The 12,307-nt window shown below is 73.2% G+C and carries 14 protein-coding genes; 8 read left to right on the top strand and 6 right to left on the bottom strand.

Annotated features, from left to right (window positions below):
• The first annotated feature begins 51 nt into the window (after positions 1-51).
• Positions 52-1,083, top strand: coding sequence for an SIS domain-containing protein (locus ACIBJE_RS13805; protein ID WP_396748172.1), 1,032 nt, complete (start codon positions 52-54; stop codon positions 1,081-1,083).
• 61 nt (positions 1,084-1,144) lie between these two features.
• On the top strand, positions 1,145-2,677 hold the full coding sequence (locus ACIBJE_RS13810) for a histidine kinase N-terminal domain-containing protein (protein ID WP_396747875.1): 1,533 nt from the start codon (positions 1,145-1,147) through the stop codon (positions 2,675-2,677).
• An 81-nt stretch (positions 2,678-2,758) separates the two neighbouring features.
• Here ACIBJE_RS13810 and ACIBJE_RS13815 read toward each other — a convergent pair whose 3' ends face one another.
• On the bottom strand, positions 2,759-4,246 hold the full coding sequence (locus ACIBJE_RS13815) for a hypothetical protein (RefSeq protein WP_396747878.1): 1,488 nt from the start codon (positions 4,244-4,246) through the stop codon (positions 2,759-2,761).
• A 384-nt stretch (positions 4,247-4,630) separates the two neighbouring features.
• On the opposite strand from ACIBJE_RS13815, the gene ACIBJE_RS13820 reads away from it, so the two are divergent.
• The 4 genes from ACIBJE_RS13820 to ACIBJE_RS13835 all read left to right on the top strand — a co-directional run bounded on the left by ACIBJE_RS13820 (position 4,631) and on the right by ACIBJE_RS13835 (position 8,220).
• Positions 4,631-6,343, top strand: a complete 1,713-nt coding sequence (locus ACIBJE_RS13820; RefSeq protein WP_396747881.1) for a nitrite/sulfite reductase — start codon at positions 4,631-4,633, stop codon at positions 6,341-6,343.
• 31 nt (positions 6,344-6,374) lie between these two features.
• Positions 6,375-6,593: a hypothetical protein gene (locus ACIBJE_RS13825; RefSeq protein WP_396748195.1), complete on the top strand. Its 219-nt coding sequence runs from the start codon at positions 6,375-6,377 to the stop codon at positions 6,591-6,593.
• A complete protein-coding gene (locus tag ACIBJE_RS13830) occupies positions 6,590-7,354 on the top strand; it encodes a phosphoadenylyl-sulfate reductase (RefSeq protein WP_396747884.1) in 765 nt (254 codons plus the stop codon). Before ACIBJE_RS13825 ends, ACIBJE_RS13830 begins: the two co-directional genes overlap by 4 nt.
• 116 nt (positions 7,355-7,470) lie before the next feature.
• Positions 7,471-8,220, top strand: coding sequence for a sirohydrochlorin chelatase (locus ACIBJE_RS13835; RefSeq protein ID WP_396748174.1), 750 nt, complete (start codon positions 7,471-7,473; stop codon positions 8,218-8,220).
• A 114-nt stretch (positions 8,221-8,334) separates the two neighbouring features.
• Here ACIBJE_RS13835 and ACIBJE_RS13840 read toward each other — a convergent pair whose 3' ends face one another.
• Entirely contained in the window at positions 8,335-8,592 is a 258-nt protein-coding gene (locus ACIBJE_RS13840; RefSeq protein WP_088982262.1) for a WhiB family transcriptional regulator, read from the bottom strand.
• Positions 8,593-9,017: 425 nt separating this feature from the next.
• Positions 9,018-9,965: a diacylglycerol kinase family protein gene (locus tag ACIBJE_RS13845; protein WP_285788970.1), complete on the bottom strand. Its 948-nt coding sequence runs from the start codon at positions 9,963-9,965 to the stop codon at positions 9,018-9,020.
• 41 nt (positions 9,966-10,006) lie between these two features.
• On the opposite strand from ACIBJE_RS13845, the gene ACIBJE_RS13850 reads away from it, so the two are divergent.
• On the top strand, positions 10,007-10,399 hold the full coding sequence (locus tag ACIBJE_RS13850; protein WP_396747888.1) for a hypothetical protein: 393 nt from the start codon (positions 10,007-10,009) through the stop codon (positions 10,397-10,399).
• 71 nt (positions 10,400-10,470) lie between these two features.
• Here the strand turns inward: ACIBJE_RS13850 and ACIBJE_RS13855 are convergent, their stop codons facing one another.
• Genes ACIBJE_RS13855 through sodN form a run of 3 tightly spaced genes read right to left on the bottom strand, consistent with a single transcriptional unit; the run spans position 10,471 to position 11,830 of the window.
• The gene (locus ACIBJE_RS13855) at positions 10,471-10,875 is read right to left on the bottom strand and encodes an ATP-binding protein (RefSeq protein WP_396747891.1); all 405 of its coding nucleotides are present in this window, start codon (positions 10,873-10,875) and stop codon (positions 10,471-10,473) included.
• A gap of 23 nt (positions 10,876-10,898) precedes the next feature.
• Entirely contained in the window at positions 10,899-11,429 is a 531-nt protein-coding gene (locus ACIBJE_RS13860; protein ID WP_396747894.1) for a GNAT family N-acetyltransferase, read from the bottom strand.
• Positions 11,426-11,830: a superoxide dismutase, Ni gene (sodN, locus tag ACIBJE_RS13865; RefSeq protein WP_396747897.1), complete on the bottom strand. Its 405-nt coding sequence runs from the start codon at positions 11,828-11,830 to the stop codon at positions 11,426-11,428. The genes ACIBJE_RS13860 and sodN overlap by 4 nt, the downstream gene beginning before the upstream one ends.
• Before the next feature lie 84 nt (positions 11,831-11,914).
• Between sodN and ACIBJE_RS13870 the strand changes: the two genes are divergently transcribed.
• Positions 11,915-12,262 carry a S24/S26 family peptidase gene (locus tag ACIBJE_RS13870; RefSeq protein WP_396747900.1) on the top strand — a complete coding sequence of 116 codons (348 nt, stop codon included), beginning with the start codon at positions 11,915-11,917 and terminating at the stop codon, positions 12,260-12,262.
• The last annotated feature ends 45 nt before the right edge of the window (positions 12,263-12,307 follow it).

The raw sequence follows: 12,307 nt of genomic DNA on the forward strand, positions 1-12,307 counted from the left end.
GCGGGAACGCGCAGGAGAGGGAGGTTACCGGTGACGGTTCCGGGGGCTGGCATGACCGCCGACATCGAGGAGCAGCCGGCCGGCTTCGCGCGGCTGCTCTCCGCCGAACACGCCGGGCCGATCGCCCGGGTGGCCGAGGCGATCGCCCAGCGGCGGCCCCGGCACGTGGTCTTCACCGCACGCGGCACCTCCGACCACGCCGCGCTCTACGGCGCGTACCTCACCGAGATCCGTCTCGGTATCCCCGCCGGACTCGCCTCACCGAGCACGATGACCCTCTTCGGCGCCCGGCCGGACCTCTCCGACGCCCTCGTGGTCGGGGTCAGCCAGAGCGGCGGCTCGCCCGACCTGGTCGAGGTGCTCCGGGTGGCCCGCGCCTCCGGAGCGCTCACCCTCGCCGTCACCAACGCGCCACGGTCGCCGCTGGCCGAGGCCGCCGAGCTGAGCGTCGACATCGCCGCCGGGCACGAGCGGGCGGTCGCCGCCACCAAGACGTACACCGCCGAGCTGCTGGCCCTGCTGCTGCTGGTCGAGGGGATCCGCAGCGGCGACGGCACCCTGTCGGCCGACGAGCGCGCGGCGCTCGACGCCCTGCCCGACCTGGCCGCGCGCACTCTCGCCGACCCGACCCCGACCCAGCTCGCCGCCCGCTACCGGTTCGCCGCGCGTCTGGTCACCACCGGTCGGGGGTACGCCTACCCGACCGCCCGGGAGGCGGCGCTGAAGCTGATGGAGACCTCCTACCTGCCGGCGCTCGCCTTCTCCGGGGCGGACCTGCTGCACGGCCCGCTCGCGATGACCGACCCGGACGTGCCGGTGCTGGCCGTGGTCGGCTCCGGCCCCGGTGGGCGCTCGATGCGCGAGGTGCTGCCCCGGCTCGGCGAGCGCCGCGCCGACGTGGTCGTGGTCGGCTCCGCCGACGTCGAGGGAGCCACCCGGATGGCCGTCCCCGACGTCGACGAGCGGTACGCGCCACTGCTCGACATCCTGCCGTTGCAGCGGCTGGCGCTCAGCCTGGCGCTCGCCCGGGGCGAGGACCCGGACGCCCCGCGTGGACTGAAGAAGATCACCGCGACGATGTGACCCGGCCGCCCGCGCGGCGACCGGCCGGGCGGCGCGCAACCCGGCGTGGCACGCTGTCGGGGTGTCCACGCTGCGCGAACTCGTCGAGGAGCACACCCAGCTCCGCCCGGCCGACGTCGACCACCTGCACCGGATCGCCGGCGACTGGCAGCTCCTGTCCGACCTGTCCTTCGCCGACCTGCTCCTCTGGGTGCCCGTGGACGGCGACGAGAGCTTCCTCTGCGTCGCCCAGGTCCGCCCGACGACCGCCCCGACGGCCTACCTGGACGACCAGGTGGGGCGGATCGTCGGCGGGCCGGAGGTGGCCCACCTGACGATCGCGTACAGCCAGGGCCGGATCTGGCGGGAGGGCGACCCGGTCTGGTACGGCGACGTCCCCGCCCGGCACGAGGCCGTCCCGGTGCGGCTGCGCACCGCCGACGGCGAGGCCGGCGAGGTGATCGCCGTGGTGGGGCGGGACACCAACCTCTCCACCGCCCGCACGCCCAGCCAGCTCGAACTGAACTACCTCACCACCGCCGACGACCTGGCCCAGATGCTCGCCGACGGCACCTTCCCGCCGCCCCGGCACCCGGGCGAGACCACCAGCGCGCCCCGGGTCGGCGACGGGTTGGTCCGGCTCGACGCCAGCGGCAAGGTCACCTACGCCAGCCCGAACGCGCAGTCGGCGTACCGGCGGCTCGGGTTCGCCTCGCACCTGGTCGGCGAGGACCTGGCGGCGCTGCACCGCCGGCTCGCCACCGATCCGCTGGAGGGCACCGACGCGGCCAACGGCATCCTCGCCGCACTGCGCGGAGAGGCCCCGCCCCGGCGGGAGATCGACGCCCGGGGGGCGACCATGCTCACCCGGGCGCTGCCGCTGATGCCGGCCGGGGTGCCGATCGGCGCGCTGGTGCTGGTCCGCGACATCACCGAGGTCCGCCGCCGGGACCGGGCACTCATCACCAAGGACGCCACCATCCGGGAGATCCACCACCGGGTGAAGAACAACCTCCAGACCGTGGCGGCCCTGCTGCGCCTCCAGGCCCGCCGGGTCGGCATCCCGGCCGCCCGCGCGGCGTTGGAGGAGTCGGTACGCCGGGTCGCCTCGATCGCGCTGGTCCACGAGACGCTCTCCATGTCCAGCGACGAGGCGGTCGAGTTCGACGGGATCGTCGACCGGGTGGCCCGCGCGGCGGCCGAGGTCGCCGCCACCGACACCCCGGTGCGGATGCGCCGGGAGGGCAGCTTCGGCGTGCTCCCCGCCGAGATCGCCACCTCGCTGGTGATGGTCCTCAACGAACTGCTGCTCAACGCCGTGGAGCACGGCTTCCCGCCCAGCGACGCCGCCCCCGAGCCGGGCACCGTGCCCGCCGGGGCGGAGGTGGTGGTCTCCGCGCACCGCTTCCGCAAGCAGCTGCACGTCACCGTCGACGACAACGGCCGGGGACTGCCCGCCGACTTCGACGCCGAGCGCGGCGGCAACCTGGGCCTCCAGATCGTCCGCGCCCTCGCCACCGGGGAGCTGCGGGGCAGCATCGAGTTGCGCAACCGCGCCGGCGGCGGCACCGAGGCGGTGCTGGTCGTCCCACTCGCCAACTCCCGCCCTCGCTGAGCTGCGTGCCGGCGCTGCTGCGCTGGTTGCAGGGGACCCTTCCTACCGCTTTCTGAGGAGCAGGGGTCCCCTGCAACCACCTCAGCCCGCTCGGGCGAGCAGGGCGACGGTGATGCCCGGCACCGTCCAACGGCCGGTGGGGGAGAAGCCGTCGAGCGCCTCCCGCTTCGCCGTCGGCAGGGCGACCACCGGGTCGGCCCGATCGCCGGCCACCACCAGCCACACCCGGTCGACCCCGGCCAGGCAGTGGGCCGGTCGCTCGCACTCCGCCGCGCGCAGGTCGCCGGCCCGACGCGGATCGCGGACCGCCAGCACGTCGCGGGGGTGCCCGTCGCCGAGGTGGTACGCCAGACCGAGGTCGAGGAAGAGGAAACCGTCCCGGGAGCCGTAGACGACCGCGTCGCCGGGGCGCTGGTTGGCGGCGACGATCCGGGCTGCCGCGCGGTAGTCGACCTGGGCGGAGCGGGGCCAGTCGTGGGTACGGCGCAGGTCTAGCTGGGCCGGTGCGCCGAGGGCGGCGGTGACGCCGACCACCGTCAGGGCGGGGACCAGGCGTACCGAGGCGAGCAGCGCCCCGGCCGGCAGGCAGAGGAAGGGCGTGGTGAAGACCAGGTAGCGCGGCACCCAGACGGCGGTCACCAGCCCGGCGACGAAGAGCAGCGCGGCCGGCGCCGCCACCGTCGCCAGCATGATCCACCCCCACCTCGGAGCGACGGTCGTCCCCGCCGGCCCGCCACGGGCCGGGGTGTCGTCGCGTGGTCGGGCGGCGCCGACCACGGCCAGTCCGACCAGCAGGCCGCCCACCACGGCGCTGGCGGTGAGCGAGCCGGGCAGTCCGGCCAGGTCGCCGAGGCGGGCCGGGTCCACCCAGCTCAGCTGGCGGGACTGCTGCCGCCGGGCGAGCAGCGCCAGCGGGATCGACACCGACGTCGCCGGCAGCAGGGCGAGCAGCCAGCGGCGGGCCGCGCCGCCCCGCACCGCCAGGGCGTGCGCGGCGAGCAGGGTCAGCGCGACCAGGTGTGCCAGACCGAGGGCGGTCACCACTGCGGCGTACGCCGCCCACCGGCCCCGCCCGGGCCGGCGCAGCGCCGTGACCAGAAGCACGGTCGCGGCCACCGCCAGCAGGGTGGCGAGCGCGTACGGCCGGGCCTCCTGCCCGTACCGGGAGGTGCTCGGCAGCACCGCGAAGAGCAGCCCGCCGAGCTGGCCGGCCCGGAACCCGAACAGGCGCTCCCCGAGGACAGCGGTGAGGCCGGCCGCCCCGGTCACGGCCAGCACGGAAGGGGCCCGCAGCGCCGTCACCGAGTCCCCGAAGACCGCCACCCAGCCGTGCAGGAGCAGGTAGTACGGGGCGACGGTGGCGTCGACGGTGGCCGCCAGCCGGGCCAGATCGGGCAGCGGACGGGCCGCCGCGCTCCAGGTGGCGAGCTCATCCCGCCACGGCTGGGCGTGCCCGATCCCGGTGGCGGCGACGACGAGGGTCAGCAGTGTCGGCCAGAGCCAGACCGGGCGGACGGCGCGCCGTACCCGCTCCCGCCGGCCGCCCGGTACGTCGGATCCGCCGACCACACCCGAAGCGTCGCACGCGCCGGTCGCCGACGACGGGGTGATCGGGACAGGTCGATCGGTCGGGTCCGGTCCGGAGCGTGTGTACCGAGGTCGCCCGTGATGTGGGATGCCGCACCAGGACCTTGGCCGGGTTCTCGTGGGTGTGGCAGCATGGGCGACATGACCGCCGCTGTCGAGCGCCGCTTCGTGGCACGCCGCCACGTCGACTACGGTCGCGTCCGCAGCGCCATCTGTCCGGCCCACTGACGACGCCCGACTCACCCGTCTCGGGCGCGCATCCGCGCCGGCTCTCCGACACCGTTGTCTCCCCGCCCGGTATCCCGGGCCGGCCGGCGTGTCCCGCGCTCGCACCCACGCGATCACCAGACAACGGAGGACGCCGCGATGGCCGTCAACAGCACCCCGGACCGGCCCGAGCGCCCGGTGGCGACCGCCACCCGGGCCCCCCGCCGACCCCGGGGTGAGGGGCAGTGGGCGCTCGGGCACCGCGAGCCGCTCAACCCCAACGAGCGGATGAAGAAGGACGACGACCCGCTCAACGTCCGCGCCCGGATCGAGAACATCTACGCCCACCGGGGCTTCGCCTCGATCGACCCGCAGGACCTGCGTGGCCGGTTCCGCTGGTGGGGCCTCTACACCCAGCGCAAGGCCGGCATCGACGGTGGGCGGACCGCCGTGCTCGAGCCGCACGAGCTGGAGGACGAGTTCTTCATGCTCCGGGTGCGGGTCGACGGCGGGCAGCTCACGCTGGCGCAGCTGCGGGTGGTCGCCGACATCTCGCGGGAATTCGCCCGGGACACCGCCGACATCACCGACCGGCAGAACATCCAGTACCACTGGATCCGGGTCGAGGACATGCCGGAGATCTGGCGGCGGCTGGAGTCGGTCGGCCTCCAGACCACCGAGGCGTGTGGGGACTGCCCCCGGATCGTGCTCGGCAGTCCGGTCGCCGGGGTGGCGCGCGACGAGGTGCTCGACCCGACTCCGGCGATCGACGAGATCGTCCGCCGGTACGTCGGTGACAAGGAGTACTCCAACCTGCCCCGCAAGTTCAAGTCCTCGATCTCCTGGCTGGTCGACACCCCGTACGAGGCGAACGACATCGCCTTCCTCGGCGTCGAGCACCCCGACCACGGCCCCGGCTTCGACGTCTGGGTCGGTGGCGGGCTCTCCACGAACCCGATGCTCGCCAAGCGGCTCGGGGTGTGGGTGCCGCTGGCCGAGGTGCCCGACGTCTGGGCCGGCGTGGTGGGCATCTTCCGCGACTACGGCTACCGCCGGCTGCGCAACCGGGCCCGGCTGAAGTTCCTGGTCGCCGACTGGGGCGTGGAGAAGTTCCGGGAGGTGCTGGAGAAGGAGTACCTCGGCCGGGCGCTGCTGGACGGCCCCGCCCCGCAGCTGCCGTCCCGCCCGATCGACCACGTCGGGGTGCGCGAGCAGGCGGACGGACGGAACTACGTCGGGGCCGCCCCGGTGGTCGGGCGGGTCTCCGGCACCCAGCTCGCCGAACTCGCCGACGTGGTCGAGGCGCACGGCAGTGACCGGGTGCGGCTCACCGCGTACCAGAAGCTGCTGGTGCTGGACCTGGCGCCGGAGCGGACCGACTCGCTGGTGACGGCGCTGCGCGGGATCGGCCTGGAGGCGGAGCCGTCGGCGTGGCGGCGCGGGACGATGGCCTGCACCGGCATCGAGTACTGCAAGCTCGCGATCGTCGAGACCAAGGCCCGCGGCGAGGAACTGGTGGCCCGGCTGGAGGAGCGGCTGCGCGGGTTCGACGCGGACATCTCCATCTACATCAACGGTTGCCCGAACGCCTGCGCCCGGACGCAGGTCGCCGACATCGGCCTGAAGGGGCAGCTCGTGGTCGGCCCGGACGGCCGCCAGGTCGAGGGGTTCCAGGTGCACCTGGGCGGTGGGCTCGGCATGGCGCAGGGCCAGACCTCCGGCTTCGGCCGCAAGCTGCGCGGCCTGAAGACCACGGCCGAGGAGCTGCCCGGGTACGTGGAACGGGTGGCCCGGCGTTACCTGGCCGGCCGGACCGAGGGGGAGACGTTCGCCAACTGGGTGATCCGGGTCGACGAGGAGGAACTCCGATGAGCGAACTCGGTGTGCGTGGCGAGGTGACCCGATGAGTGAAACCCGGTCGGTGCCGCTGTACTGCCCGTACTGCGGCGAGGAGGACCTGCGGCCGAGTGAGGCCGGACACGGCGCGTGGGAGTGCCACGCCTGCGTACGGGTCTTCACGGTGAAGTTCAACGGCCTGCTCTCCCGGGCGGCCTCCGGGCCGGCGGGAGAGGCGGCGTCCGGGACGGCTCCCGGACCGGTGCCCGGGACGGTGACACGATGAGCGGCCTGGTGTCGGCGGCCGGGCTCGGTCTGGTCGGCCCCGGCCGGTCCGCCCCGGACGAGGCGGGCCGGCGCAGCCCGGACGAGCTGCGGGAGCTGGCCACCCGGGCCGCTCGGGATCTGGAGGGCGCGCCGGCCCTGGAGATCGCCCGTTGGGCGGCGGAGACCTTCGGCGACCGGCTCTGCGTCACCAGTTCGATGGCGGACGCCGTCCTGGCGCACCTGGTCTCCCGGGTCGCGCCCGGAGTCGACGTGGTCTTCCTCGACACCGGCCTGCACTTCCCGGAGACGCTGCGGATCCGTGACGAGGTGGCCCGCACGTTGCCGGTGAACGTCCGCTCGATCCGCCCCCGGTTGACCGTGGGCCAGCAGGACGGCGAGTACGGCCCCCGACTGTTCAACAAGTCGCCGGACGAGTGCTGCCGGCTGCGCAAGGTGGAGCCGCTGGAGCGGGCGCTGACCGGCTACGACGCCTGGGCGGCCGGGCTACGCCGGGACGAGTCGCCCACCCGGGCGAACACCCCGGTGGTCGGGTACGACGAGCGGCGCGGCAAGGTGAAGGTCAATCCCATCGCGGCCTGGAGCCAGGCGGACGTGGACGCCTACGTCGCCCGGCACCGGGTGCCGGTGAACGACCTGTTCCGGCAGGGCTACGGCTCGATCGGGTGCTGGCCCTGCACCCGGCGGACGAAGGCGGGGGAGGACCCGCGCGCCGGCCGCTGGGCGATGTTCGAGAAGACCGAGTGCGGACTGCACGCCTGATCCCGGGGGCGCCGGGGCGGGCAGCCCTCGTCGGGGCACCGGCACCGGCTGCCGCCGCCGACTGGCTGACGGCCCCGTGTCCCGGCGCGTCGGTGCGGGCTTCCTCCGTCGGCCCGGTGACGGTCACCGGGGTCGATCCGGTCGTCCTGGTCGCCCACGGCAGCCGGGATCCCCGTGCCGCCGCCGCGACCCGGGCTCTGGCCGACGCGGTCGCCGCCGCCCGACCCGGCTCGGTGGTCCTGCCCAGCTGGCTGGACCACACCGAACCCACGCCGGTCGAGGTGCTGCGGGGACTGGCCACCGCCGGGCACCCCAGGGCGGTACTGGTGCCGTTGCTGTTGACCGCTGCGTACCACCGGCGGGTGGACGTACCGGCGGCGGTGGCGGAGGCCGGTGCCGCCGGGCCGCCGATGGCGGTAAGGGTGACAGATGTCCTCGGGCCGGTCGGTGAGGTGGTGGACGCCACACTGCTGGGCGGGCTGCGACGCCGGCTGGCCGAGGCGGGGGCGGACCGGTTCGACGCGTTGGTGTTGGCGGCGGCGGGCACCCGGGACGCGCGGGCACGTGCCTCGGTGGGACGGGTGGCCGCCGCGCTCGGTGCGAGCTACGGGGTGCCCTGCCGGGTGGCGTACGCGTCGGCCGCCGCGCCGACCACCGGTACGGCGGTGGCCCGGTTCCGGGCGGCGGGAGCCGGGCGGGTGGCGGTGTCGGCGTACTTCCTGGCACCCGGGCTGTTCCACGACGCGGTGACGGCGGCGGCCCGGGAGGCCGGCGCGATGGCGGTCTCCGCCCCGCTCACCGGCACCGGGGACCTGGTCCGCCTGCTCCTCACCCGTATCACGCCCGCCGCGTCCCCGACCGGTTGACCACTTGGTGGTCGTCCGGTGACCGACGTCATGGTCGACGGGCGCGGAGCGCGGGTGGGAGGAAGGGAAACGCCCCGCCAGGCGGGCCTGGCGGGGCGTTCCGGTGGTGTGTGGTCAGGCGGAGTGAGCGCGCAGCACCCGGAGGCCGCCGCGGCGCTTGACGGCGCGACGCTCCTCCTCGCTCATTCCACCCCAGACGCCGGCGTCCTGACCGGACTCCAGTGCCCACTTCAGGCACTCGTCGGTCACGGAGCACCGCCGGCAGACGGCCTTGGCCTGCTCGACCTGCAGCAGGGCCGGCCCGGACGTCCCGATCGGGAAGAACAGCTCCGGGTCCTCGTCGCGGCAGGCAGCATGGTGGCGCCAGTCCATGGCGGCAACACTCCTCATTCTGGGTGGGTGGCAGTTCTTGCTGTTTCCGTTTTTCCTATTTGCATCCGCAGTGCCGATGGTGACGGTTCGCGTTCATCGAATCAGCATTGCGTGAGCAGGCCGGTAGCCCTGGGGCAGTGTGGAACAGCTCGACACGCCGAGCATATCCGCGCAATGTCCCGGTAACTCAAGTCCGCTTGTGAATACTTTCACGAACTACCGGAATGTCAAGGGTGACGCTCCGAAAAACTTCTCGGCGGTGAGCAAGCTCACGACCTGTTTGTCCGGTTTCCCGGACCGGCTCGCCCGCACCGCCCCGTAGCCGAGGATCAATATAGTACAGTCCGCGCGACATTGCAGGCATATCCGGCACCTCGCCCTCCTGGCGCGTCGCCGTCGCGCCAACCGAGGGCAGTACCCCAGACTCAGCAGATTACTCTCAGTGCGGCGGGTACGGATGTGAATCTAACTTTTTCCCGCTCACCAAGGTAGTCCCCATCGAGCTGGAATGCCTGCGGGCGGGTCGCGACCAAGGTGAACTCGGCCACGTCGTGGAGGCGGAGCACCTGCCGCCCCCGGGGGTCCGGTTGGCGGGAGAACATCTGGGTCACCGTACGTGACGTACTCGCCACCCTTAGCTGACGAAGCGCCATCACGTCAAGACCAAGGTCGAATGAGGCGTCCGGGTTCGGGTTGATTTCCCGCTCGCCGAGGTACGTCCAGGGTGCCGTGTTCTGGATGATCGCCGTTGCCAACTCGCCTTCCGACTCCTCTCCCGGACGCTCCAACCGGATCATCGGATGGCGTCGGTCGGAGCCGAGGAAGTACTGATTCACCGCAGCGCGAAGATATAGCGACGGAGTGGAAACACGACCCCGCTTCCGTGCCATTTCCACGCGATGCACGACCGCCGCGTCGAGGCCGAAGCCGGCGCAGAAGGTGAAGTAGCGATCATCGGCGCGTCCGAGCCCGATCGTCCGGGAACGGCCCAATCGGAGCCCTTCCAGGATCATGCTGGTGCCGTCCGGCCATTCCCGGGGCAGGCCCAACGCCCGCGCGAAGACGTTGGTCGACCCGCCCGGCACGGTGGCGAGCGCGGGCAGGCGGTCGGCCGACGTGCCACCGGTGACGGTCGGCGGGTCCGCGGTCATCAGTCCGTTGACCACCTCGTTGACCGTGCCGTCGCCACCGAGCGTGACGACCAGGTCGACGCCCTCCTCGGCCGCCTCCCGGGCCAGGTCCGTGGCGTGCCCCCGGCGACGGGTGTACCGCACCGCGAGGTCCACCTCACTGCGCAGCGCCCGGACCAGCACGTCCCGGCTGCGTTCGCTCGTGGTGGTGGCCTTGGGGTTGACTACCAGGACGGCCCGCATGGCCGGACTGTACCGCTATCCCGCGCGGGTATCGTGTCGCCGTGACGATCGACTCCGACCCGGTGCCCATGACGCTGAGTTGGGCGGTCCGCCTGCTGTGGGCAGAGGCGGTCGCTCTCGGGCTGCTCGCCGCCTGGCTGGTCTACGAGAACCTCACCGCCGACGCGGTCGACCTCGCCACGGCGGTGCTCATCACCGTCTTCGCGGCCGGTGGCGCGCTGGCGCTCTGGGCGCTCGGCACCGCGCTGACCCGTCGCCGGGCCGGTGCCCGTGCCCCCGCGATCGTGCTCCAGCTCATGCTCCTGCCGATCGGCTGGTACATGATCCAGGGCGGGCTGGGCTGGCTCGGGGTGCCGTTGATGGCGCTCGGCGTGGGGGTCTGCGCGCTCTTGGTCGCCCCGGCCACCACCCGGGCGCTCGGTCTGCTCGACTGACGACCTCCGCCGGCCCCGGCGGTGGCCCGGCGGCGGACGGCTCTCCGGAGACGGACGGCTCTCCGGCGGCGTCAGTGGGCGGCGCGGCGGGTGAGCAGCGAGATGGTGGCCCGGCCGTCGCTGGCGGTCGCGGCGGCCGACGTGGTCAGCGCGGTGAGCACCTTCCAGGCGAAGGAGGACTCGGCCGGCAGCTTCGCCCCCTGGACCGTCGGCACCGTCACCTCGACGGTCAACGCGTCCTCGGTGACCGCGAAGGAACACTCCAACTCGGCGTCGCGGGTGGCGATCGCGAGCAGCATGGCGCAGGCCTCGTCGACCGCGATCCGCAGGTCCTCGATCTCGTCGAGGGCGAACTGGAGACGCGCGGCGAGGCCCGCGGTCGCGGTCCGCAGCACGCTGAGATAGCCGCCGTCCGCAGGCACGGTGAGGTGTACGACGTCCTCGTCGGCCGTCGTCCGCCCGGTCAGTTGAGTCACGCTCATCCCCCCGGTCGCGGACTCTACCCGGTCGGGCCGGCGGGCGCTCCGCCAGCGGTGGACCCGGCGGCGAGCCGCTGCAACGCGGCCCCCTCCAGCCGGTACGGCACCCAGTCGTCGATCGTGCTGGCGTCGATCGCCCGATAGAACCCGGCGGCGGGATTCCAGTCGAGCATCATCCACTCCAGTCGCCGGTAGCCGTGTTCGACGCAGCGCGCGGCCAGGGCCGCCAGCAGCAGCCGTCCCGCCCCGGTTCCCCGGGCGGCCGGCCGGACGTAGAGGTCCTCGAGGTGGATCCCGTGGGTTCCCTCCCAGGTGGAAAAGGTGAGGAACCAGAGGGCGAATCCGACGGGCTGCCCCGTGGTGTCGACCGCCACGTGACCGAAGAGGGCCGGTGCCGGGCCGAACAGCGCCGCCTCGAGTTGCCCGGCGGTGAGGTGGCACCGGTCGGCGGCCCGTTCGTACTCGGCCAACTCGTGCACCATGGCGACGACGGCCGGTACGTCCTGGGGACGTACCGGCCGGATCGTCGGTGCGGCTGCGCCGAGGGTCACGCCTGCTTGGTCTCCCAGAAGATCTTGGAGATCTCGTCGATCTTCTGGAGCAGCTCGTCGGCCTTGGCCGGGTCGATGGTGCCCTTGGCGCCGCCCGCGCCGGCCAGCTTGGTGGCCTCGTTGAACAGCGTGTGCAGGTTCGGGTACTTCTCGAAGTGCGCCGGCTTGAAGTAGTCCGTCCACAGCACCCACAGGTGGTGCTTGACCAGCTCGGAGCGCTGCTCCTTGATGATCAGGGCGCGGGTGCGGAACTCCGGGTCGGTGTTCGCCTGGTACTTCTCGCAGATCGCCTTGACCGACTCGGCCTCGATCCGGGCCTGCGCCGGGTCGTAGACGCCGCACGGCAGGTCGCAGTGGGCGCTGGCAATCACGCGCGGCGTGAAGATGCGGGGAAGACGCATCGGGATCCTCCATGAGACGTTTGCGATGATCCGAGATGACATTACTCCTGGAGTTGCTCCCCGACGGTGCGGAGGTGAAACCCGGTGACCGCTGGTGGCGGCGGGCCGGCCCGGCCGCGCGGGCCGCTCACCGCCGTACTGGTGACCGGGCCCTCCATGGCCCCGACGCTGCGGCACGGGGACGCGCTGCTGGTCCGGCTCGGCGGTCGCGCCGTCCGTCCGGACGACATCGTGGTCGCGGTCTTCCGTAGCCGGCCGGACCTGCTGGTGGTCAAGCGCGCGGTCCGCCCGGCCGACGGCGGCTGGTGGGTACGCGGGGACAACGAGTTCGTCACCGACGACTCCCGCGTCCACGGCGTGGCCGACGTGTGGGGACGGGTGGTGGCGCGTTACTGGCCGCGACCTCGGCGCTTCAGTGACAGACGGTTATGACCCTACTCACATTCGAGGTTCATGCCGGACACTATGCTCGGGCGG

This window comes from Micromonospora sp. NPDC050187, assembly GCF_044459745.1.
Lineage (GTDB): Bacteria > Actinomycetota > Actinomycetes > Mycobacteriales > Micromonosporaceae > Micromonospora.